The following is a 22676-nucleotide window of genomic DNA, read 5'->3' as shown; positions in this document are numbered from 1 at the left end:
GCCGCGACGTCACCGCCGGCGCGATCCGCACGGTGCCGGCCGGCGATCCCGCGACCGGCTCCATCGCGATCCTCGCGGGCCGCGACATCAACGCCGCGACGCTCGCGGCAGGCGAGGACATCGCCCTTTCCGGCGGCGGGACACTGGCCTTTACCACGGCACGCGCAGGCGACGATATCGATCTTGCCACCAGCGGCACGGTGTCGCTCGTCTCCGCCGTCTCCACCGGCGCGGGCAGCGATGCGCGCGCCGTGCAGTTCGACCGGACGCTGGCCGGCCAGCCGGCGGCGATCGCCTTTGCCGGCACGGGCGGCCAGGCGGGACACAATATCGCGATCCGCGCCGCAGCGCTGACCAGCCCGACTCCGCTGGGCGGCGAGACCGGCACCGGGCTGGTGGTCCGCAGCCTGGCCGGCGGCACGGATGCCACGCTGACCGCCGACCAGGGCGACATCCGCATCGGCACCATCGATGCGAGCGGGAATATCGGCGTCGCCGCCGGCCAGGGCTCGGTCTCCGGACTCGACTCGAGCTGGATATCGCCTGCGCCGGCCGCCGGCGGCCCGACGCTCCAGGCGCCCGGCGCGATCCTGCTCGAAAGCGTGGGCGCGGGCGATTTCGCGATCGGATCGGCCATAGCCGCGACCATCTCCACCGGTGCCGGCGCGCCGGCCAATCTGCGGCTGGGCGTGGTGCGGGCCGGCAGCCTGGACCTGACGGCCGGCGCGCGCCTCCAGATCGACGACGCGCAGATCACTGGCACCGCCAGCCTGCGCACCACCGGCGGCACCGCCGGCGCGTTCAACCTCACCGGCCCCGCGCTGGTCGACGGCCATGGCCGCGCCGGGCTCAGCGGCGCCGACATCCTGGTGACCGCCGCCGGCGCCGCGCAGCTCGGCACCGTCTCGGCCGATCGGGATATCGATGTCACCGCCGCCGCGATCGACCTGAGCGAAGCCACCGCCGCGCTCGGGCTGCTCTCGCTGGAGGCGGGCAGCGGGCGATTGACGCTCGGCACCGGCAGCGCGGGCACCGACGCGATCCTGGTCAAGGAAGACGACGATATCGGCCTGCCCAGGACGGCCGCCGACAATCTGCTGACGGCGGGCAGCGTGACGGCGGGCGGCGCAGCATCCTTCCGCAGCAGGACGAGCGCGGCCATCGGCACCGCGACGGCCGCCGCCGGCGACCTGACCGTCAATGCCAAGGACGACGCCTCGCTCGGCAGCGGCACGGCCGTTGCCGGCGCGATCCGCATCCTGGCCGGCCATGATGCCACCGCCACGACGCTTGCCGCCGAGGATATCGCGGTGCGGGCCGGCAACGATGCCAACCTCGGCACGCTCACCGCGGGCGACGATCTCGATCTCGAAGCCGGGGCCGCGCTGACGATCGTCTCCGGCAGCACGCTCGGCGCCGGGGCGGACGATCGCAGCTTCGCATTCGATCCGGCGCTGGCAGGCGCGGACACTGCGATCACCCTCGCCGCGACGCCCGCCGCCGACGGCGATATCCGCGCGCAGGGCGGCAGCGTGACCCTGGGCCGGCTCGATTCGGCGATCGGCAATATCGGCATCACCGCCACCACGGGCGACGTGGCCAGCCTGGCCGGCGAAGGGTCGGTCGCCGTGCATGGGGCGGGCAAGACGATCTCGGTGCGCGCGACCGCCGGCAACGTGCAGCTCGGCCCGCTCAGCGCCGGCCAGGGCAGCTCGGTCCTGGTGGGCACGCAGATCGACGTCACCGCCCAGGTGATCGACCTGCTGACCGCCACCGCCACCAACGGCGCGCTCATCCTCACCGCGACCGAAGGTAGCCTGACGCTCGGGACCGGCACCGCGGGCGGCGGCGCGACGCTCGTGAAACAGGGCTCGGCGGGTGAGCTGACGGTCACTTCGCTCACCGCCGCGCAGGACATCACGGTCCAGAGCCAGACCAGCGCACGGCTCGGTACGCTCCAGTCGACCGACGGCTCTCTCGCCTTCACCACGACCGGAGGCGACCTGACGCTGGACTCCGGCACCGCCGGCGCCGGCGCGACACTCATCAAGCAAGGTGCGGCCGGCGAGCTGACGGTCACGTCTCTCACCGCGGCGCAGGACATCATGGTCCAGAGCCAGACCAGCGCACGGCTCGGCACCCTCCAGTCGACCGACGGCTCTCTCGCCTTCACCACGACCGGAGGCGACCTGACGCTGGACTCCGGCACCGCCGGTGCCGGCGCGACGCTCATCAAGCAAGGCACGACCGGCGAGCTGACGGTCACTTCGCTGACCGCCGCGCAGGACATCTCGATCCAGAGCCAGACCAGCGCACGGCTCGGTACGCTCCAGTCGACGAACGGCGCACTCGCCCTCACCGCGACTGGAGGCGACCTGGCGCTGGGCACCGGCACCGCTGGCGGCAGTGCAACGCTCATCAAGCAAGGCGCGACCGGCGAACTGACGGTCACCTCCCTCATCGCCGCGCAGGGCATCGCGGCCCAGAGCCAGACCAATGCGCGGCTCGGCACGCTCCAGTCCGGCAATGGCAGTATCGCGGTGCTCGCGCAGGGCCAGGTGACCGGCCTCACCCCCACAGGCGCCGGTGTCGCGCTCGATGCGTTCGAGGATGCCGCGATCTCGGCGGGCGGCGAGGTGCGGATCGATACCGCCCGGGCCGGCGACGATCTTTCCATCGAGACCCCGGGCGCCGTCTACCTCGTCTCCGCGGTCGCCGACGGCAGCGCCGGCGACACGCGCACGATCACCTTCGATCGCACCCGGATCGGCCAGCCGGGCGGCATCGCCTTCGATGCCCCCGCCGCGATCGCGCCACTGGCGTCCCCGGCGGGCAGCAACATCACCATCCGCGCGGCCTCGCTCGGCGGCCCCGCGCTGACGGGCGATACCGATACGGGACTGGTAATCGGCACGCTGGACAGCGGCGCGGCCGCCCTGTCGTCCGCCCAGGGCGACATCCGCGTCGATACGATCACTGCGTCCGGCGGCGATATCGAAGCTACAGCGACCAACGGCTCGGTGACCGGCCGCCGCACCGGCTTCCAGTCCGCGACCGGCGGGTCGACCATCTCCGCGCAGGGCCAGCTGATCCTCGACGTGTCGGGCGATGTGGCCGCGGGATCGGTCACGGCGGGAACGGTCACCAATGCCGGCCAGGCGACGCCCGGCAGCATCCGCCTGGGCAGCGTCGATGCGGGCACGCTTACGCTCACCGCCGCCAACGGCCTCCAGATCGACAGCGCCACGGTGAGCGGCACCGCCACGCTCGGCACGACCGGCGGCGCCGCAAACGCAAGCGCGAGCGGCTATGGCACCGCAGCGATGACCGCGCAGGGATCGATCGCGGTGGATGCGGCCGGCACGGCGCAGCTCGGCGCGCTACAGGCCGGCCAGATCACGGTGAAGGCAAGCGCCGCCCGGATCGGCAGCGCGCGCGCGCTGAACGGCGACATATCGATCGAGGCGAAGACTGCGCTTTCGCTGCTCGGCGTGATCGAGACCGTCGATCCGGGCCGCACCGTGACGCTGAGCAACACCGGCACCGGCGGCACGATCATCGGCGGCACCACAGCCGATAACGGCAGCGATATCGTGCTCGACAATGCCGAGATCGCACTGGTCTCCTCCGGAAACCTGGTGATCGATTCCAAGGCCCGGCCGGTCGCGATCGACAGGCTGACCATCGCCGGCAACACCGGCAGGACCAGCTTCCGCATCCTCTCGACCGGCGCGATCGTGCTCAATGACACGATCAGCGGCGACGGGACGGGCGTGCTCCAGATCGGCGGCAGCTCGACCGACGATCCAAGCGGGCTGGTCGATGAGACCAAGCTCGCGACGCAGATCGCCGCCGACATCGGCGACAGCGGGACCAGGGCGGCGATCCTGCTGCCGAACGGCACCGTCGATCTGCGCGCGCGGCGCATCGTCTTCGCGCGGACGGGGCTGATCGACAGATATCTGCCCGCGAGCGGCACATCGCCCAGCGACGCCGCCGTCGCGCTCGACGTCGCGAACGCGGCCTCGCCGCTCTACACGTCGGACGGCACCGGCCGGCAGTTCCTGACCGCCAAGCGGCTCAAGGTCAGCTATGCCAATTTCGCACTGTTCCAGAATACCGGCGGGCCGAACGGCGGCGGCGTGGCGCTCAACGAAACCGCGCCGCCCACCGTCACCGGGCTCGCCCTGCAATTGTTCGGCCCCGGCGACCGCACCGACAACAGCTTCGCCCTGTTCGGCACGATCAACGGCTTTATCGGGCGCGGCGCGGGCATCCTGCCGAACGAGATCATCGAAATCTGGGCGGCGGGCGGCAATCCGCGCGTCGTCCGCATCGCCCAGGGCAATGCGCGGCTGAACGGCTGCGTGATCGGATCGCCGGACAAGGGCTGCCTGGTCAACGATCCGCCGCGGCCGAACTTCTCGATCTACGACCAGCGCCAGACCCAGCTGTTCGGCATGGCCGACGATCCGCTGCTGTTCTTCAACCCGCTGGTCGGGCGCGGCAACGAAGGGCTGATCGTCGACATCGCCGACGCGCCGGTGGGGATCGACACGATCGAATGCGATCCCGCCAACGGGCCGTGCCCGCAGGGAGAACCGAAATGAACGGCATCGTCCGGAAGTTCGCGCCCGTCACGGCAGCGGCGGCGCTGGTGCTCGTGCCCCTGGCGCCGATCGCGGCGATGCCGGAGGCGCCCGAGCGCTTCGAGCTCGGCACCAACAGCAGCGGCGATGCCTGCACGGCGATCCGGCAATGGACCATCGGCGAGGGCATCCGCCGGGCGGGCGAGCAGCCGTTCAGCATCACCTGCCGGGGCATCTCCGCCGCGGAATCGCAGGGCTATGTGAGCGAGCCGGGCGCCGAGATCCGCGCAGACCAGTGCGGCGCCCCCGTCACCATGGCCCTGAAGGGGATCGGGCCGGTCGAGGTCCGCCGCTGCTTCGACGCGCAGCTCGGCCAATCGGCGGTCGACGTGCGGTTCAAGCACAGGGGCGTGACCTATCACGGCGCCGCGCTGGAAGTCGCGCTGGGGCCGCTCGAAGCGGCGATCCGGGTCATCGCGGCGGGCGGCGAGCCGCCCTCGGGGCGCGGCGCCGCCAAGACTTCGATCCTGCTCGCCGATGTGCCCGCAGGCCCCGCCGTATCGGCGGCGGCGCGGGCGACGGGCATCACCGCCGAGGCCGCGCTGGCGGACGGGATCGGGGCGCTGCAGGCGGGCCGGATGCTCGATGCGTCGCGCGTGCTGAACGACGCGCTGCGCGCCTTTGTCGACGCGGATGTCGCGACCAAGGTGGATCTCCGCCTGGCCGCCGGGCTTGCCGATTCGAACGTCAGCCAGTTCGACGCGGCGCGCGGCCATTTCGCGATCGCCCGGCAATTGCTCGACGACAATCCGGCGCTGGTGAACGCATCCTACAAGCGCCAGCAGCTCGTCACCTATCAGGGCATAGACCTCATCAACCAGCGCCATTGGGCGGATGCGATCGACGTGCTTTCGAAGGGTGGCAGCAGCTCGCGCGACCTGGTCGATCCGATGACCCTCAGCCGGCTGAACCAGGAATCGGCGCCGCCCAAGAATTCGCTGCAATCCTCGCTCACCGATGCCAACCTGCTCTCGCGCAGCCTGCTCGACGCGCAGGGCAATTGGGCGATCAGCGTCGCGGAGCTCGCGCTCGGCCATATCCCGCAGTCCGAGGCCGCGCTGGCGCGGGCCGCCGATTCGGCGCGCGATTCGGTCCGCTTCGTCGCGCCCGAGCGGATCGTGTGGATGCGCGCCGCCATCGAGCGGCAAAAGGGCCGCATCGAAGCGCGCAAGGGCAATCTCTCCGCATCGCTGGCGAATTTCGACTGCGCGATCGCCGGGTTGCAGGGCAGCCGCCCGGCTTCCGAACATTGCGTCTTCCCCGAGGCGCGCCGGCTGACCGATGCCGCGGCCAATGCGCCGCTGCTGATCGAGACCCAGCTCGAACGCGCCAGCATCGCCTCGCGCGATCCCGGGCGCGACCGTGCGAGCGTGCTCGCCGATTACGGCAATGCGATCCAGTCGCTCTCGAACCAGACGGGCATCGGATCGGTCTCGCTCGGCGCGCTCGAACGCTATTTCGCGCTGCTGACCCAGGCGCCGCAGGGCGACAGCCGCGACGAGGAATATTTCCACGCGATGCAGACGATCGGCGAGCCGGCGATCGCGCGCGAATATGCGCAGCTGCAGAAGGTCGTCTCCGCCGACGCGGAGGTCGCCGGCCTGCTGCGCCAGCGCGGCGACCTGGAGCGGCAGCTCATCCGCCTGCGCTACGAGATCACCGCCGCCAGCGGCGCGAGCAGCGCGGACCTGGCCGATCTCGAAGCCGAGCGGGCCGCGGCGGGCACCAGACTCACCGACGTCAACGACAAGCTGCTGGCCGCGAACGGCATCGGCGCGCTGGAAGACCAGCCGGCGACGATCGCGAGCGTCCGCGCGGCATTGGCGCCGGGCGAAGTCTATCTGAAGCTCACCGCGCTCAGATCGGCGCTGTTCGGCATCGCGATCAGCCGGGATCGCACCATGATCTATCAATTGCCCGCCGGCCTGGGCGAGATCGACAAGCTCGCCGGCGCGGTCCTCACCAGCGCGCGGACCGACGACGAGGGCGTGCTGCGCCCCTTCGACGTGGCGAGCGCGCAGAAACTGTTCGAAGTGGTATCGGGCCCGGCGGCGGAGATGCTCTCGGGCGCGGCCAAGCTGGTCTACGATCCCGCCGGCGCGCTGCGCCAGGTTCCGGCCGCGATCCTGGTGACCGACAAGGCATCGGTGGATGCCTATGCGCAGCAGACGATCAAGAGCGATTACAGCGTCGTGACCTTCCTCGCCCGCCGGCTGGAGATCGCCACCGCGCTTTCGCCGCGCGCATTCCTGCGCGGGCGCCAGGAGCTCGGTGCATCGAACGCGCCGCTGCCCTTCCTCGGGCTGGGCGAGAATGCGCCGCCCCAGGCGATCGGCGCCGGGCAGGCGGAGCGGGCGATGCCGTTCGACTGTGCGGTGACCTATGGCGCCTGGGCCAATGCGATGTCGAACAGCACGCCGATCAGCGCGCACGAGATTTCGGTCGCGGCGGATGCGCTGGGCGTCGCCAATCCGCCCGAGATCACCGGCGCGGCGTTCACCGATGTCAGCCTGGTGTCCGGCGCGGCGAGCCAGGATCTCGCCCAATACCAGATCCTGCATTTCGCGACCCACGGCCTTCCCGAGACGCAGGTGACGGTCGGCCAGTGCGTGATGCATCTGCCGCCTTCGCTCGTCACCACGCTCGCCTCGCCGCAGCGCGACGGGCCGATCCTGTCGGACGGGCTGCTCTCCTTCGACGAAGTCGCGCGGCTGCGCCTCAATGCCAACCTCGTCGTGCTCTCCGCCTGCGAGACCTTTGCCGGGGCCAGCGCCGAAGTCGCGCGGCGCGCAGGCGTGGAGGACAGCACGCCGGCGCTCGACGGGCTGGTGCGCTCGTTCATCGTCGCCAATGCGCGCTCGGTGCTCGCCACCTTCTGGCGCGTGCCGGCGATCGCGCAGAGCGACGAGCTGATGGCCGCCTTTTACCGGACGGGCCGCACCGCCTCGATCTCGGCCTCGCTCAAGGCGGCGCAGAACATACTGATCGCCCAATCGCGCTATTCACACCCCTATTATTGGGGCGCCTATTTCCTGGTGGGCGACGGATCGAAAATGATGCTCACGCCGCCCCGGACCATTGCGGCGCACTGAGGGAGGGTTCGATGGCCAGGCGCCGGAAGGACAAGCTCGACTGGTCGGGGATTCCGATCGAGACGATCATCGACCGCGAATTCGGGCGCAATCCGGAGCTGAAGAGCGGGATGTCCGCCTATGCCGACATGCTGGCCGAATGGGAGGAGAGCGGCGACGGCGAACGCTTCCTCGAACGGCTGCTCGATCATGCCGGCGCCGCATACCGCAAGGCGGGCAATGCCCGCGCCGAACTCTACACCTTCAGCGACGGCGCGGCGAACTTCCTGTTCGACATGGTCCGGGAGCGGGTCGTGCTGGTCTGGGGCGTCTCCAAGACGGTCGCGCCCAATACGCGCGACAATGCCTATCATGCCGGCTATCCCACGGCCGGCAAGAACCTCGACAAGGGCCATGCTTGGAGCCACGCCCAGGGCGGCCGCGAGGGCGGGCCGAACTATTTCCGCCAGGCGCGGCGGCTGAACCAGGCGCGGTCGAGCAACGGCAAGCTGTGGCGCGCGATCGAAAGCCACCTCGCCGCCAATGCCGGCCTGTCGGCGTTCATCCGGCTGATCTACGCCAAGGGCAATGTCGGCGACCGGCCCGACGAAGTCGAATATGGCATCCTGTCGGGAAGCGGGCAGTTCCGATCGGTGATCTTCCCGAACAGCTAGGGGGGACTATCCCCCCACCAGCACCGTGAAGCACCCCAGCACGAGCAGCCCGCCATGGGCGGTCTGGTCGCTGATCCGGGCCTGGGGCATCTTCTGGGTGATGACCGTGGCGCTGCCCTTCACGATCACGTCGGGCGGGCCGACGCAGACGCATTGGTCGGTCACCCGCGCCGCCGGCAGCCCGCCGATCAGCACCGTCGGCGCCCCCGGCCCCACTACCGGCCCGCCGACATGCGGGACGACGCCCGTCACCATCGGACAGGTATGCATGTCGGTGATCCTCGACGCCGGCTGGCCCATGCGCTGTTCTCCCGAATAGAAACCAAGTATAACCCGTTTCCGCCGGATTCAAAAACCAGTGGAGCTAGCCCGGCAAAGCTGTAAGCTCAGGATCAACGGACAGCATTTTCCATTTGGGGGGATTCTTGCGTGTCGATCGATGAAGAAAGCCGGCTCGCGATCCTGGCGCCGATCGGCGACGGACCCGGCATCGACGGCCGCGAGGACGAAGGCGTTGCCGGCGACCTGCTCCGTGAGATCCGCTCGCAGCGCAAGTCGATCATCCGCCAGGAACAATCCGCCGCGATGGGCGAAGCCCCGGCCGGGGAGGAAGGCTGGGACTGGGAAACGCTGGCCGACAATGCGCGCGACTATCTGAGCGCGCACGGCAAGGATCTGGAGCCGATGGCCGTGCTCATCGAGGCGATGGTCCGGATCGACGGCCCGAGCGGACTGGCCGCGGCGATGGGCCTGCTGGCGGAGCTGGTCGAGGCGTTCTGGGACCGGGGCCTCTATCCGGCCGAGGACGATGACGGCGTCGCCACGCGCTTCCAGCCGCTGTCGGGCCTGAGCGGCGGCAGCGGCGACAAGGACGGCGCGCTGATCCAGCCGATCCGGCGCATGGTTCTGGCCGCCGCCGGGGGCGATCAGCTGCGCTATCTCGACAAGGTGCGCGCCGACGCGGTGATGGCCGCCTCGCAGACCGGCTCGCCCGAGCAGAAGGAAGCCCGGGTCCAGGAAGCGGAGGAAGCCTATCGCGGGGCGGAATCGCTCACCCAGCGCATACCACGGCGTTCGCTCGCGGCGGTGATCGGCGAAGTCGACACGGCCGAGACCTGCTGGCGCCGCGCGATCGGCTTCATCTCGGAGCGCACCAAGCCGCAATTCCCTGCCGCCTCGCGCGTGAGCGACGAGCTGCGCGCGCTGCGCGAATGGCTGGAATCGCTGCTCGCGAAGCTGCCGCCCGATCCCACGGAAGCGGTGGAGACGGCCGCGGAGGAAGGCGCGGAAACCGGTGGCGAAGCCGCCGCCCCCGCCGCTGGGGGCGCCGGTTTCGTAGCCGGCAAGATATCCCGGCGCGAAGATGCGCTGAAGGCGATTTCGGCCGCGGCCGAGTATTTCCTTACCCATGAACCGCAATCGCCGCTGGGTTCGACTTTGCGTGAGGTTGACCGCAGGGCCAGAATGGGCCTTCATGACTTCCTAGCGGAACTCATACCCGACGAGTCGGTTCGCGAGACCTTTTACTGGCGCTCGGGAATCCGGCCGCCGGCCGAAAAAAGCCAGAACGAATAACGGCGGCTACGCCGAACTTTTACGTGTCGTGCAGGCATTAGGGGGCGCTGAGCGCCCGAGGGAGGTGAGTGATGGCAGACTCGGTACATGACAAACTGAAGCGCGTCCGCAAGCCGCGCGTCCACATCACCTATGACGTGGAGACGGAGGGAGCGCAGGAACTCAAGGAGCTGCCCTTCGTCGTCGGCGTGATGGGCGATTTCTCCGGCGATTCGGCGGTGCCCAAGAAGGGCCTGAAGGAACGCAAGTTCATCGACCTGAAGAAGGACAAGTTCGACCAGGTGATGGCCCGGATCGAGCCGGCGGTGAAGCTGAAGGTCGAGAACACGCTGGAGAAGAACGGCAAGGAATTCGAGGTCAACCTCAAGTTCCGCTCGATGGACGATTTCGAGCCGGAGAAGATCGTCGAGCAGATCGAGCCGCTGCGCAAGCTGATGGAGACGCGCAACCAGCTGCGCGACCTGATGGCGAAGGCGGACGGATCGGAGAAGCTCGAATCGCTGCTCGAGCAGATCCTCGGCGACCAGGACAAGCTCGGCCAGCTTCGTGAACAGCTCGGCGCGGGCGACGACAGCGGCGAGAGCAAGGAGTAAGGGGCATGGCGGAAGTAGAAACCCAGGCCGGCGCCGGCGCGGCGACCGAAACGGTCGAGGCCCCGGCAAGCCTGCTGGACGAGGCAATCAGCGCCACCAAGCAGACCGAGCCGAAGCGGGTCGAGGAGCTGATGCGCACGCTCGCGCAGGAAGCGATGACCGGCACCGTCCAGTTCAAGAAGAACATGACGGTCACGCTGCGCGAGGCGATCGCCAAGATCGACGAGCAGATTTCCGAGCAGCTCGCGGCGGTGATGCATGCCGAGAAGTTCAAGACGCTCGAAGGCTCGTGGCGCGGCCTCAACTATCTGGTGAAGAACAGCGAGATCGGCGAATCGCTGAAGATCCAGGTGCTGAACGTCACCAAGAAGGAGATCGCGGCCGATCTCGCCAAGGCGACCGATTTCGACCAGAGCCAGCTCTACAAGAAGGTCTATGAAGAGCAGTTCGGCATCGCCGGCGGCCAGCCGTTCGGCGCGCTAGTGGGCGACTATTATTTCTCGAAGCATCCCGACGACGTCGAGCTGCTGACCAACATCTCCAGCGTCGCCGCGGCCGGCTTCACGCCGTTCGTCGCCGCCGCGAACGCCAAGCTGTTCGGCATGGACAGCTTCGGCGAGCTCTCCAACCCGATGGACCTCAAGCAGCTCTTCGAGACCGCGGACTATATCAAGTGGAACAACTTCCGCACGACGGAGGATTCGCGCTTCGTCACGCTCGCCATGCCGCGTGTGCTGGCCCGCCTGCCCTATGGCGCCGACACCAAGCCGGTCGAGGCGTTCGCCTATGAAGAGGCGCCGCGCGACGATGCCGGCGCGCCCAAGGCGATGGAGCATGACGATTATTGCTGGATGAACGCCGCCTATGCGCTCGCCGCGCGGATGACGGATGCGTTCGCGCAATATGGCTGGTGTACCGCGATCCGCGGCGCGGAGGGCGGCGGCAAGGTGACCAACCTGCCGACCCATGTCTTCCAGTCGGACGACGGCGATCTCGACGCCAAATGCCCGACCGAGATCGGCATCACCGATCGCCGCGAGAAGGAGCTGTCGGACCTCGGCTTCCTGCCGCTCTGCCACTACAAGAATACCGATTACTCGGTGTTCTTCGGCGCGCAGACCACGCAGAAGCCGAAGAAGTATGACCGGCCCGAGGCGACCGCCAACGCCGCGATCTCGGCCCGGCTGCCCTACATCATGGCGACCAGCCGCTTCGCCCATTATCTGAAGGTGATGGCGCGCGACAAGATCGGCTCGTTCATGGAAGCCTCGGATTGCGAGACCTGGCTCAATCGCTGGATCGGCAATTACGTCAACGCGACGGAGGGTGCGGGCCAGGAAGCCCGGGCCAAATATCCGCTGCGCGAGGCCCGCGTCGAGGTGAAGGAAGTCGAGGGATCGCCCGGCGCCTATACGGCGGTCGCGCATCTTCGCCCCTGGCTGCAGTTCGAGGAACTGACCACATCGATGCGCCTGGTCGCCCGCATCCCGAAGGCGGCGTGATAGCCGAAATTGCGATGCTATGACGGGGACGGCCCTTATCGGTGAAACGGTGCCCGTCCCCGCCTTGCAGGGCGAGGCTGGGACAGAATCGGGGGCGGAGCCGCGGCTTCCGCCCCCGCCCGCTCCGCATGTCGCCGATGCGGCACTGCGTGCCCGCGTCAACCGCGCGATCGCGCAGATCGACAAGCTGCTCGGCGAACAGCTCGACGCGGTGCTCCATCATCCCGGCTTCCAGCGGATGGAGGCGCTGTGGCGCGGGCTGCGCTGGCTGACCGATGGGATCGAGGACGGCCAGGTCAAGGTCCGCCTGCTCGACATACGCTGGACCGAGATCGCCCGCGACCTGGAGCGGGCGATGAGCTTCGACCAGAGCCAGCTCTTCGAGATGATCTACAGCCGCGAGTTCGGCATGCCCGGCGGCGAGCCCTATGGCATGCTGCTGGTCGATCACGCCGTCTCGCATCGCCTCGGCCGCGAGCGGACCGACGACGTCGCCGTGCTGGAGGGGCTGGCGGAAGTCGCGGCGGCGGCCTTCTCCCCGATCATCGTCGGCGCCGATCCGCGCATCGTCGCGATGGACGGGTTCGACGGGATCGACCTGCGCCAGGATCTCGCCGCCAATTTCGCCGGCGCGGAGTTCCTGCGCTGGAACCGGCTGCGCGCCCGGCCCGACAGCCGCTTCCTCGGCGCGGTGATGCCCCGGCTACTCGCCCGGCCGCTGCATCGCGGGCGCGATCATCCCCGGCTGGGCTTCGTCTATGACGAGCGGATCGCGTCGAGCCACGATTTGCTCTGGATGTCGGGCGGCTTCGCCCTCGCCCATGTCGCCGCGCGGGCGATGTCGCGCCATCGCTGGCCGGCGGCGATCCGCGGGACGCTGCCCCCCGGCGAAGGCGGCACGATCGACGGCCCCGTCCGCCAGTACCTGCCGAGCGACCGCCAGGGCGTGGTGGCGCGCTTCGCGGTCGAGAATTCGGTGTCCGAGGAACAGGAGATGGTGCTGAACGACGCCGGCATCATCGTCGTGCGGCAGATGCATCTGACCGGCAACTGCGCCTTCCTCAACCTGCCGACGCTCCACCGCCCGCCCGATTATGACGGCGAGGCCGCGCGGATGAACGCCAAGATGGGCGCGATGCTCAACTATATCCTCTGCGTCTCGCGCTTCGCCCATTATGTGAAGGTCATGGCCCGCGACTGGGTGGGCAAATATACCGACGCCCGCCAGTGCGAGAAACTGCTGCAGGACTGGCTCAACCGCTATGTGACGGGCAATGACGACGCATCGCCCGAGATGCGCGTCCGCTATCCGCTGCGCGAGGCGCGGGTGCTGGTCCATGAGCTGCCCGAGAAGCCCGGCGCCTATGGCTGCGAGATCGCGATCCGCCCGCATTACCAGCTCGACCAGATCTCCTCCGAATTCCGCCTGACGACGGTCGTCGGCCGCGAGGCGCTGCTCTGATGGCCGCGGGCATCACCCAGTCGCTGATCGACCGGCTGATCGACGACGAGCCGGATCGCGCGATCGAGATGGCCGAAAGCGAGGAGCGGGCGATGGCGCGCTGCAAGCTGGGGCTGCGCCGCGATCTGGAAGCGCTGCTGAACAGCAAGCGACCCCTGCTCGCGTCGGTCGAGGAGCAGGACGGGATGGACAAGACGGTCGTGGCCTTCGGCCTTCGCGACATCAGCACCGAGGATTTCTCGGCGGCCGGCGCGCGCGATCGGGTGCGGCGGATGGTCGCCCAGTGCATCCGCGATCACGAGCCGCGCCTCTCCAGCATCGAGGTCGAGGTGGACGACGGCCCCACCTCGCGCGGCATCCGCTTCCGCATCACCGCCGTCCTCACCGTGGCGCGCGCCAGCGAATCGGTGATCTACGACGCCAGCGTCCGCCCCAGCGACCGCGCCATCGCCATCGAGCTTTCGAGTTGAGCGGATGATCGCCGACCTGATCGAATATTATCAGCGCGAGCTGAGCTTCCTGCGCAACAATGCGGGGGCCTTTGCCGAGGCGCATCCGAAGATCGCCTCGCGCCTGCGCCTCACCCGCGAATCGGTGGAGGATCCGCATGTCGGCCGGCTGATCGAGGCGGTCGCGTTCATGAACGCGCGCCTCCGCCACAAGATCGACGACGAATATCCCGAACTGTCCGACGCGCTGCTGCTGACGCTCTATCCGCACCTGATCCAGCCGCTCCCCTCGTTCATGGTCGTGCGGCTGGAGCCCGGCCCCGATCTCGACAAGCCCACCAATGTCCCCGCCGGCACGATGCTCACCACCGAGCCGCTGGAGGGCGAAGTCTGCCGCTATCGCCTGTGCCAGGACACGCAGCTCCTCCCCCTTACGATTCGCGAAGCCGCGATGAGCGGACCACCGTTCGAGGCGCCATCGCTCGGCATCGCGGGCGCCAAGGGCGTGCTCCAGATCAGCCTGTCCACCACCAAGCCCGATATCGAGATCGCCGCGCTCGGCCTGGAAAAGCTGCGCCTGTTCATCACCAGCGACGCCCGGCGCGCGCAGATCCTGCTGGAGCAATTGGGCGCGAACCTGCTCGGCATCGGCGTCGCCGCGAGCGCGAGCGATCCGCGCGCGGTGCTGCTGCCGCCCACGGCGTTGCGCTTCTCCGGCCTCAGCGAAGACCAATTGCTGCTGCCCCAGACGTCGGTGGCGCGCCGCTCCTATGCGCTGATCCAGGAGCATTTCGCCTATCCCCAGAAGCACATGTTCTTCGGGATCGAGGGGCTGGGCGCGCGCGCGCTCGATCTGGAAGGACAGCGGCTGGACCTGTTCTTCTATTTCGACCGGCTCTCGCCCGAGCTGGAGCGGGTGGTCCGCGCCGAGGATTTCGAGCTGTTCGCCTGCCCCGCGCTCAACCTGTTCGAAGTGGACGCCGAGCCGATCCATATCGATCACAGCGCGATCGAATATCGCATCGTCCCCGATGCGCGGCGCGAGCATGTCACCGAAGTCCATTCGGTGCAGCAGGTGATGCTGCAGGACGCCAGCGGCGAACGGATCGAGGCACCGTCGATGAACGCGCTCGATCGCGGATCGCCGCGGCTGGGCCGCATGTTCCACGCGATCGCGCGGCGATCGAGCTTCGGCCCCGGCGGCGGGGACGACGTGTTCCTGACGATCGCCGATCTCGAAGGCCGGCTGCTGCGCGACGACGCGACCGTGGTGAACACCACCATCCTCGCCACCAATCGCGATCTCCCCGCGCGCCTGCCCTTCGGCGGCGGCCGGCCGGAGCTGACGGTCGCGGGCACGATCCCCGGCCTCGCCAGGGCAAGCGCGCTCACCAAGCCCACGCCCACGCGGCGCCCCGCGCGCCGCCGCGCCGCGATCTGGCGGCTGATCGGCCAGCTTTCGCTCAATCACCTCAGCCTGGTCGGCAACACGGCGGGCGGCAGCGCGCTGCGCGAGACGCTGGCGCTCTACGATCTGGGCGACACGCCGGAGAGCGGCCATCTGCGCGACCGGCTGGTGGGGGTGACTGCGCAGCCGGGCGTCGCGCGGCTCAACATCAAGGGCCATACCGCGATGTGCGCCGGCATCGACGTGACGCTGGAGATCGACGACGAACGCCTGTCCGGCTCCGGCGCCTTCCTGCTCTGCGCGGTGATCGAGCGGTTCCTGGCCGGGGCCTGCGCGCTCAACAGCTTCGTGCGCGTATCGGCCAAGCTCCAGCGCGAGAACGGGCTGTGGAAGACCTGGGCGCCCCGCATCGGCGACCGGCCGCTGATATGACCGAGCTGGCGGGCATCGCGCGCTGGCTGGGCGGCGCCACCCTGGCGCAGGCCGCGCGCGTCGTGGAACTCGCCGCCCGTGTCGCCGGCCGCAAGGGCGAGGTCGGCCGCGACACCTATCCGGGCGAGGAGCCGATCCATTTCGTCGCCTCGGATCGCATGTCGCTCCCCGCCAACGACATCGCCGAGATCGAGGTTCAGGGCGATCAGGTGCGGATCACCGCCAATGTGCTCGGGCTGGCCGGCGCCACCCCGGCGCTGCCGCCGGTCTATAGCGAACTCCAGCTCCAGCGCCGCCGCCTGCGCGACTTCTCCTTCGGCCGCTTCCTCAACCTGTTCGATCACCGCGCGCTGTCGTTCTTCTATCGCATCACCCGCAAATATAGCTGGCCGCTCCAGGCCGAGCGCGTCGATTCGGGGCAGGTCGAGCCGATCGGCCGCGCCGCGCTCGCGCTCGCCGGGTTCGGCGTGGAAGGCGCCCGGACTCGGTTGCGGATCGAGGATGCCGCCCTGGTCCCGCTGGCCGCGCATCTGGGCGACGCGCGGCGCAGCGCCGACAGCGTCGAGACGGTGCTGCGCGTCCTCACCGGACTCGACCTGCGCGTGGTCGAGGCCAATCCGGTATGGATGGCGGTGCCCCCGGCCGAGCAGACGCGGCTGGGCGGCGCGGGCGGACAGTTCGCCCGGCTCGGCGGGGACTCGGGGCTCGGCCTGCCGGACGCGGCGATGATCGGCGCCGCGGTGCTGGAGGTGCAGCATCATTATGTGGTCGAGATCGGCCCGGTCTCGCATGCGCAGTTGCAGCGTTTCTGCATGGACCCGGAGGCGCGGCGCGTGGTCGGCGAGCTTTGCGCGCTGGCGGCGGGGATCGAGCATCGCCCGTCGATCCGCATCCTCGTGCCCGCCGACGACATTCCGCCGCTCACCTTGGCCGGCGCCGACGCGCCGGCGCTGCTCGGCTGGACGAGTTGGCTGGGGCCGCCCGAGGATCGCGATGCGCTGGTCGGCGATTGCGTGATCCCGATCGAGAATAGCACAATCCACTGATACTGAATTCTAAATTGACATTGTAGCTCCGGGTCGCGTGGGGTAGGTAAAGGCCGCTCCGAATCCGCCATTAAGAGCGGAATCCGGAGAGCAGATGATGTGACGCTTCTGAGACGGCTGAAGACAGGCGTGGAAGGTTAGGGGCGCAAACCTCTCCACGTTCTCGAACAGACGACGAAAAATCGTGGGGGGAGTGTGGCACAACTCAATCTGAAAAGTCTGGTTTCGAAACTGGATGACACGAGTCGGGCAACGCTGGAGAGCGCGGCGGGCCTCGCGCTTTCGCGTACCAATTACGATGTCGAGATCGAGCACTGGCTTCTCAAGCTGATCGATCGGCAGACCTCCGACGTCGCCGTGATACTCAACCATTTCTCGGTCGATTCCGGGCGGTTGAGCCAGGACATCAATCGCGTCATCGATCGTTTCAAGACCGGCAACGGCCGCGCGCCGGGCCTTGCCCCCAACATCGTCAAGCTGATCCGCGAAGCCTGGCTGATCGCCTCGCTGGAGCAGAACGCCAATATCGTCCGCTCGGGCCATCTGCTGCTGGCGCTGCTGGGCACCGACGAGCTGTCGCAGGTCGCGCGCGAGGCAAGCACCCATTTCGCCAAGATCCCGGTCGAGACGCTGCGCTCGACGATGACGCAGATCGCGTCCGGCTCGGAAGAGGCCCGTTTCGCATCCGACGCCCCGGCCGCAGCGGCTTCTGGGGGTGGCGCCAGCGGCGGCGCACCGGCACCGGCTGGGGGTGGCGGCGCGCTCGACAAATACACGATCGACCTCACCCAGCAGGCGCGCGACGGCAAGATCGACCCGATCTATGGCCGCGATCCCGAGATCCGGCAGATCGTCGACATCCTCACCCGCCGCCGCCAGAACAACCCGATCCTCACCGGCGAGGCCGGCGTCGGCAAGACCGCGGTGGTCGAGGGCTTCGCACTGCGCATCGTCCAGGGCGACGTGCCCGATTCGCTCAAGAATGTCCGGCTGCTGTCGCTCGACCTCGGGCTGCTCCAGGCGGGCGCGGGCATCAAGGGCGAGTTCGAGAATCGGCTGAAATCGGTGATCGACGAAGTGAAGAACTCGGCCACGCCGATCATCGTCTTCATCGACGAGGCCCACACGCTGATCGGCGCAGGCGGCGCCGAGGGCCAGAACGACGCGGCGAACCTGCTCAAGCCCGCGCTCGCGCGCGGCGAGATGCGCACGATCGCGGCGACCACCTGGGCCGAATACAAGAAATATTTCGAGAAGGATCCCGCCCTCACTCGCCGTTTCCAGGTGGTGAAGGTGGAGGAGCCGGCCGAGGCGCTGGCCGTCGCGATGTTGCGCGGGCTGGTGCCGGTGCTGGAGAAGCACCACGGCGTCCGCATCCTGGGCGAGGCGCTGGAGGCGGCGGCGGGGCTTTCGCACCGCTACATCGCCGGGCGGCAATTGCCCGACAAAGCGATCTCGCTGCTCGACACCGCCTGCGCGCGCGTCGGCATCAGCCAGGCGGCGACGCCGCCCGCGGTCGAGGATGTACATCGGCAACTTGGGCTCCTCGCGTCAGAAGTTCGGATGCTTGAGCGCGAGCAGCGCGGTGGGATCGATAACGCTGCTGCTCTGCAGGCCCGCGTAGAGCGCAAGGCGGAACTTGAAGCGGAAGTCGATAAACTCACGAAGCGATGGGACGAGGAGAAGCGGCTCGTCGCAGCCGTTTCGACGGCCCGAATGGCCCTCGATGGTCTTATGAACGAAGAGGCCCGCACCAAGGCATCATCGGCATCCGCAGATCAATCGTCGGATGCAACTGCCAGCGATGAAGCGGCACCCGAGCCTCGCAACTTGCCTGCCGAGATTGCCGCCGCGCGCCAGGCGCTTGCCCAGGCGCAGGCTGAACTCACAAATCAGCGAGGCGAGGACATCATGGTCTACGATGTCGTAGATCGCGACGTCGTAGCGTCGGTTCTCGCCGGTTGGACTGGTATTCCTGCCGGACGCATGAGTGAAGGTGAGATCAAGTCGGTGCTCTCGGTCGGCGAGCAGCTCGCGGCACGGATCAAGGGCCAGACCTATGCGCTCGACATGATCGGCCAGACGGTGCGCACCGCGCGCGCCGGCCTTGCCGATCCGCGCAAGCCGATCGGCGTGTTCCTGTTCTGCGGCACCTCGGGTGTCGGCAAGACCGAGACGGCGCTGGCGCTGGCCGAGCTGCTCTATGGCGGCGAGCAGAACGTCACCACGATCAACATGAGCGAGTTCAAGGAGGAGCATAAGGTCTCCACCCTGGTCGGCGCCGCGCCGGGCTATGTCGGCTATGGCGAAGGCGGCGTGCTGACCGAAGCGGTGCGCCGCAAGCCCTATTCGGTGATCCTGCTCGACGAAATGGAAAAGGCCCATCCCGGCGTGCAGGACGTGTTCTACCAGGTGTTCGACAAGGGCATGCTGAAGGATGGCCAGGGCCGCGACATCGATTTCAAGAACACGCTCATCATCATGACCTCCAATGCGGGCACGGACACGATCGAGCGGCTGTGCCGCAACGTCGCCGAACTGCCCGATCCCGAGGAGCTGGCCAAGGAACTGCGCCCGGCGCTGCTCGAATATTTCAAGCCGGCGTTCCTGGGCCGCGTCGTCACCGTGCCCTTCTTCCCGCTGCCGCCCGAGATCCTGCGCGAGATCGTGGTCATCAGCCTGGAGCGCATCCGCAAGCGCGTGACCGGCAATTACGGCGCCACGTTCGACTGGGACGATGCGCTGCTCGACCGGCTCGTCGCGCGCTGCACCGAAGTCGAAAGCGGTGCGCGCAACATCGAGAATATCCTGAAGCGCGGGCTGCTCGCGGATCTCGCGGCGCAGCTTCTGGAGATGCGCGCGGAGGGCAAGAGCGTCGCCGAAGTCCGGGTCACGGCGGGAGACGCCAAGGATTACGCTTTCGTGTTGGCTTGAGACGGGGAACGGGCGTGCGCGGCATGCCCCTTCCCATGTGAACCGTTCCGCGGCGTTGCCGCTTTTTGTGTGAAGACAAGGAGATACGACGTGGCAATTTACCTGAAGAGCGATATCAAGGGCAGCTCGACCGATTCGAAGTTCGCCGACCAGATCGAGCTGAGCAGCTTCCAGTGGGGCGCCGGCCTGGGCGTCGGCAGCGCGCGCGGCGGCGACCGCACGACTTCCGAGCCGAGCGTTTCGGAAATCACCGCGACCAAAACCACCGACAAATCGTCCGAGCTGCTGTTCAAGGCGCTGCTCAAGGGCGATCCGATCGGCAAGTGCACCGTCTCGTTCGTCGCCGCTTCGAAGGGCGAGTCGATCGCCTATGCGACGCTCGAGCTCGAAGACGTCATCATCTCGGGCTTCAGCATGTCGTCGGGCGGCGATTTCCCGTCGGAATCGCTGTCGCTCAACTTCACCAAGTTCGACTGGTCGTTCACGGGCCGCGACGCGACCCATACCGGCAGCCCGACGCACCTGATCTACAGCCTGGTCGAGAACAAGGTCGGCTGATTTCCAACACCGGCGGGATGGAGCGCGTCGCCACGCATCGACGCTCCATCCCCGTCCGGCATCTCTGTGTCGATAGGGCGTAATGGTGGAGCAACACCTCCTCAATCTTCGGGTTCTCGCCGACGCGACGGTGGACGAGTATGCGTTGCTGAGCTTCGAAGGCCGGGAAGCGATCTCCGAGCCTTTCGACTATCGGCTCGAACTCATCACGACGGCGGAGGCCGATGTCTCGGCCTGGATCGGCAAGCTCGCCGAATTCGATGTGAGCCCGGGCGACGGATCGCAGCGGATCTTCGCCGGACGCATCTATGGCACGCGGCGCGTCGTGTCCGGGGGGCTCAATAGGATCTTCGTGCAGGTCCGCCCGGCCTATCATGCGCTGAGCTATGGCCGCGCGACGCACTTCATCCAGGACAAGAACAGCCTCGACATCTTCGAGGCGATGACGTCGGACACGACCGGCCTGGTCAAGACCGTGGGCGTGAGCCCGGCGCCCGCGGTGCGCGGCTATTCGGTCCGCTATGACGAAACCGAGATAGACTATCTCGCCCGGCTGCTGGCGCAGGACGGCATCCTCTATTTCTTCGTCTATGACCGGGCATCCGGCCCCTTCCGGCACAAGATGGTCGTCACCAACAAGTCGGCCGATTATGTCGACGTGGCGGCCAGCCCGATCGACTTCCTGCCCAATTCGGCCAAGGGCGCGATCCCGTCGCTCGGCCGGCATTACAAGGCGGCCGCGCGCAAGCACGGCTATGTCTCGTTCAACGTCAACAAGCTCGACACGCCGTTCAGCAAGGACGTCACGGCGAGCGAGACCTGGGGCTCGGTCCATGGCCATGGCTATGAGACGATCGGCTTCGAGGCGGTGGCCGCGGGCGACATCGCGCCGCGCGGCACCGCGCAGGAGCAGCAGCACGGCATCGCCTCCGAGAGCGTGGAGGGCAGCTCGAACGAGCCGAGCTTCCTGGCCGGCGGGCGCGTCGAGATCACCGGCGGCGAAGCGGTTTCGCCCAAGCGCGTGGTGCTCACCTCGGTCGTGCATTCGGCCTATGATCCGTGGATGCTGCCGGGCGCCGAGACCGCGCGCTACGGCAATGAATTCACTGCGATCGACGCGACCAAGATCTTCCGCCCGGCGCTCGATTCGCTCGAACGCAAGGCGCCCGGCCCGCTGCTCGGCGTCGTGGCGGCCGAGGGCGCCGCGGCCGGCGAGGCGAAGATCGACGATCAGTGGCGCGTCCCCGTCGCGATCGCGAACGCGCGCGACTATTCGGCGCAGGGCCTGTCCAAATATGTCTGGCTGCCGGTGCAGCAGCAATGGGCGCACTCGACGCACGGCGCCCAGTTCTTCCCGCGCATCGGCACGCGCGTCATCATCGATTTCCTCTATGGCAATCCGGACCTGCCGTTCATCTCGGGCACGGTCTACACCCCGTCCCAGGCCTATCCGTTCGATCCCACCAGCAAGGCCACGCAGAGCGGCTGGCGCTCGGTGAGCGACAAGAACGGCAGCATCGTCCAGGAATTCCGTTTCGAGGACAAGCCAGGCTCGGAAGAAGTCTATCTCTACACCGGCCGCGACTATCGCCGGATGATCGACCAGGACGATTGGGGCACGGTGAAGCGCGACCAGACGCTGGAGGTCCAGCGCGACCAGAAGCTCACCGTCACGCGCGACCGCACCGTCAAGATCGACGGCAAGCAGAAATCGGACGTCACGGGCACGCGCACCATCACGGTGATCGACAAGAACCTGCTCGAATCGAAGAAGGAGATCGAGATCAAGGTCGGACCTTCATCGATCAAGCTGACGCTGCAGGGAATCGAGATCAAGGCGCCCAAGATCACGATCAAGGCGGACGCGCAGCTCGACATGTCGGGCGGCGCGACGGCGACGCTCAAGGCGCCGAAGACCGATGTGACGGCGGACGCGATGTTGACGCTCAAGGGCGGCATCGTGATGATAAACTGACATGAGCGCCATCACCACGATCCCGCTGCGCTTCCAGCGCGCAGAACTCGAAGCGAAGGCGGACCTTACGCCGGAAGGGCTGCTGTGCCTGCAACAGGCGGCGCATCCCGAGCGGATGATCCGCACGCTGATCGAGGCGGGCAACGCCCGCGACGCGCTCTATGCGCTGGCGATGATGCTGCCGCACCGCCAGGCCGTGTGGTGGGCCTGCCTCGCCGCCCGCACGCTGCCGGATTTGGCCGCGCGGCCTGCCGATCTCGCCGCGGTCGATATCGCCGAGCGCTGGGTGCAGAGCGCCTCCGCCGCCGATGCCGAACAGGCCGGCGCGATCGCCGACGCCTCCACGGG

The 22676-nt window shown here is 68.1% G+C and carries 15 protein-coding genes; 14 read left to right on the top strand and 1 reads right to left on the bottom strand.

From position 1 onward, the window contains the following. The 3 genes from HB724_RS17870 to HB724_RS17860 all read left to right on the top strand — a co-directional run. A partial coding sequence (locus tag HB724_RS17870) for a hypothetical protein (protein WP_213982304.1) occupies positions 1 to 4610 on the top strand: 4610 nt, incomplete at its 5' end. Continuing rightward, the gene (locus HB724_RS17865) at positions 4607 to 7741 is read left to right on the top strand and encodes a CHAT domain-containing protein (RefSeq protein ID WP_213982303.1); all 3135 of its coding nucleotides are present in this window, start codon (positions 4607 to 4609) and stop codon (positions 7739 to 7741) included. The genes HB724_RS17870 and HB724_RS17865, both read left to right, overlap by 4 nt. Before the next feature lie 11 nt (positions 7742 to 7752). After that, a complete protein-coding gene (locus HB724_RS17860; protein ID WP_213982302.1) occupies positions 7753 to 8394 on the top strand; it encodes a hypothetical protein in 642 nt (213 codons plus the stop codon). Positions 8395 to 8400: 6 nt separating this feature from the next. Here HB724_RS17860 and HB724_RS17855 read toward each other — a convergent pair whose 3' ends face one another. After that, positions 8401 to 8664, bottom strand: a complete 264-nt coding sequence (locus tag HB724_RS17855; RefSeq protein WP_213982301.1) for a PAAR domain-containing protein — start codon at positions 8662 to 8664, stop codon at positions 8401 to 8403. A 159-nt stretch (positions 8665 to 8823) separates the two neighbouring features. Between HB724_RS17855 and HB724_RS17850 the strand changes: the two genes are divergently transcribed. From HB724_RS17850 to HB724_RS17800, 11 genes are all read left to right on the top strand, one after another. Further along, positions 8824 to 9969 (top strand): type VI secretion system ImpA family N-terminal domain-containing protein, encoded by a 1146-nt coding sequence (locus tag HB724_RS17850; RefSeq protein ID WP_213982300.1) that lies wholly within the window; start codon positions 8824 to 8826, stop codon positions 9967 to 9969. A 71-nt stretch (positions 9970 to 10040) separates the two neighbouring features. Then, positions 10041 to 10562 carry a type VI secretion system contractile sheath small subunit gene (gene tssB, locus HB724_RS17845; RefSeq protein ID WP_213982299.1) on the top strand — a complete coding sequence of 174 codons (522 nt, stop codon included), beginning with the start codon at positions 10041 to 10043 and terminating at the stop codon, positions 10560 to 10562. A gap of 5 nt (positions 10563 to 10567) precedes the next feature. Continuing rightward, positions 10568 to 12064: a type VI secretion system contractile sheath large subunit gene (gene tssC, locus HB724_RS17840; RefSeq protein ID WP_213982298.1), complete on the top strand. Its 1497-nt coding sequence runs from the start codon at positions 10568 to 10570 to the stop codon at positions 12062 to 12064. A gap of 49 nt (positions 12065 to 12113) precedes the next feature. Beyond that, positions 12114 to 13526: a type VI secretion system contractile sheath large subunit gene (gene tssC, locus HB724_RS17835; RefSeq protein WP_213982297.1), complete on the top strand. Its 1413-nt coding sequence runs from the start codon at positions 12114 to 12116 to the stop codon at positions 13524 to 13526. Next, positions 13526 to 13996 carry a type VI secretion system baseplate subunit TssE gene (tssE, locus tag HB724_RS17830; RefSeq protein WP_213982296.1) on the top strand — a complete coding sequence of 157 codons (471 nt, stop codon included), beginning with the start codon at positions 13526 to 13528 and terminating at the stop codon, positions 13994 to 13996. The genes tssC (HB724_RS17835) and tssE overlap by 1 nt, the downstream gene beginning before the upstream one ends. A 4-nt stretch (positions 13997 to 14000) precedes the next feature. Then, positions 14001 to 15815: a type VI secretion system baseplate subunit TssF gene (gene tssF, locus HB724_RS17825; protein ID WP_213982295.1), complete on the top strand. Its 1815-nt coding sequence runs from the start codon at positions 14001 to 14003 to the stop codon at positions 15813 to 15815. Further along, positions 15812 to 16861, top strand: a complete 1050-nt coding sequence (gene tssG, locus HB724_RS17820) for a type VI secretion system baseplate subunit TssG (protein ID WP_213982294.1) — start codon at positions 15812 to 15814, stop codon at positions 16859 to 16861. Before tssF ends, tssG begins: the two co-directional genes overlap by 4 nt. Before the next feature lie 195 nt (positions 16862 to 17056). After that, the gene (gene tssH, locus HB724_RS17815) at positions 17057 to 19795 is read left to right on the top strand and encodes a type VI secretion system ATPase TssH (RefSeq protein ID WP_213982293.1); all 2739 of its coding nucleotides are present in this window, start codon (positions 17057 to 17059) and stop codon (positions 19793 to 19795) included. 90 nt (positions 19796 to 19885) lie between these two features. Further along, positions 19886 to 20353, top strand: coding sequence for a type VI secretion system tube protein Hcp (locus HB724_RS17810; RefSeq protein WP_213982292.1), 468 nt, complete (start codon positions 19886 to 19888; stop codon positions 20351 to 20353). A gap of 85 nt (positions 20354 to 20438) precedes the next feature. Beyond that, a complete protein-coding gene (gene tssI / locus HB724_RS17805) occupies positions 20439 to 22328 on the top strand; it encodes a type VI secretion system tip protein TssI/VgrG (RefSeq protein WP_213982291.1) in 1890 nt (629 codons plus the stop codon). A gap of 1 nt (position 22329) precedes the next feature. After that, positions 22330 to 22676, top strand: a 347-nt coding sequence (locus HB724_RS17800) for a hypothetical protein (RefSeq protein ID WP_213982290.1), incomplete at its 3' end; no start/stop codon positions are given.

Source organism: Sphingomonas sp. dw_22 (genome assembly GCF_018449795.1).
GTDB lineage: Bacteria > Pseudomonadota > Alphaproteobacteria > Sphingomonadales > Sphingomonadaceae > Sphingomonas.
Note: the sequence above shows the minus strand (reverse complement) of the source record. Positions and strands in the feature narration are given on the sequence as shown.

What these genes read in the sequence shown, in the direction of transcription:
- HB724_RS17865 (WP_213982303.1), top strand. Translation starts at nt 4,607, where the DNA reads ATGAACGGCATCGTCCGGAAGTTCGCGCCCGTCACGGCAGCGGCGGCG.
- HB724_RS17860 (WP_213982302.1), top strand. Translation starts at nt 7,753, where the DNA reads ATGGCCAGGCGCCGGAAGGACAAGCTCGACTGGTCGGGGATTCCGATC.
- HB724_RS17855 (WP_213982301.1), bottom strand. Translation starts at nt 8,664, where the DNA reads ATGCATACCTGTCCGATGGTGACGGGCGTCGTCCCGCATGTCGGCGGG.
- tssB (WP_213982299.1), top strand. Translation starts at nt 10,041, where the DNA reads ATGGCAGACTCGGTACATGACAAACTGAAGCGCGTCCGCAAGCCGCGC.
- tssC (WP_213982298.1), top strand. Translation starts at nt 10,568, where the DNA reads ATGGCGGAAGTAGAAACCCAGGCCGGCGCCGGCGCGGCGACCGAAACG.
- tssE (WP_213982296.1), top strand. Translation starts at nt 13,526, where the DNA reads ATGGCCGCGGGCATCACCCAGTCGCTGATCGACCGGCTGATCGACGAC.
- tssF (WP_213982295.1), top strand. Translation starts at nt 14,001, where the DNA reads ATGATCGCCGACCTGATCGAATATTATCAGCGCGAGCTGAGCTTCCTG.
- tssG (WP_213982294.1), top strand. Translation starts at nt 15,812, where the DNA reads ATGACCGAGCTGGCGGGCATCGCGCGCTGGCTGGGCGGCGCCACCCTG.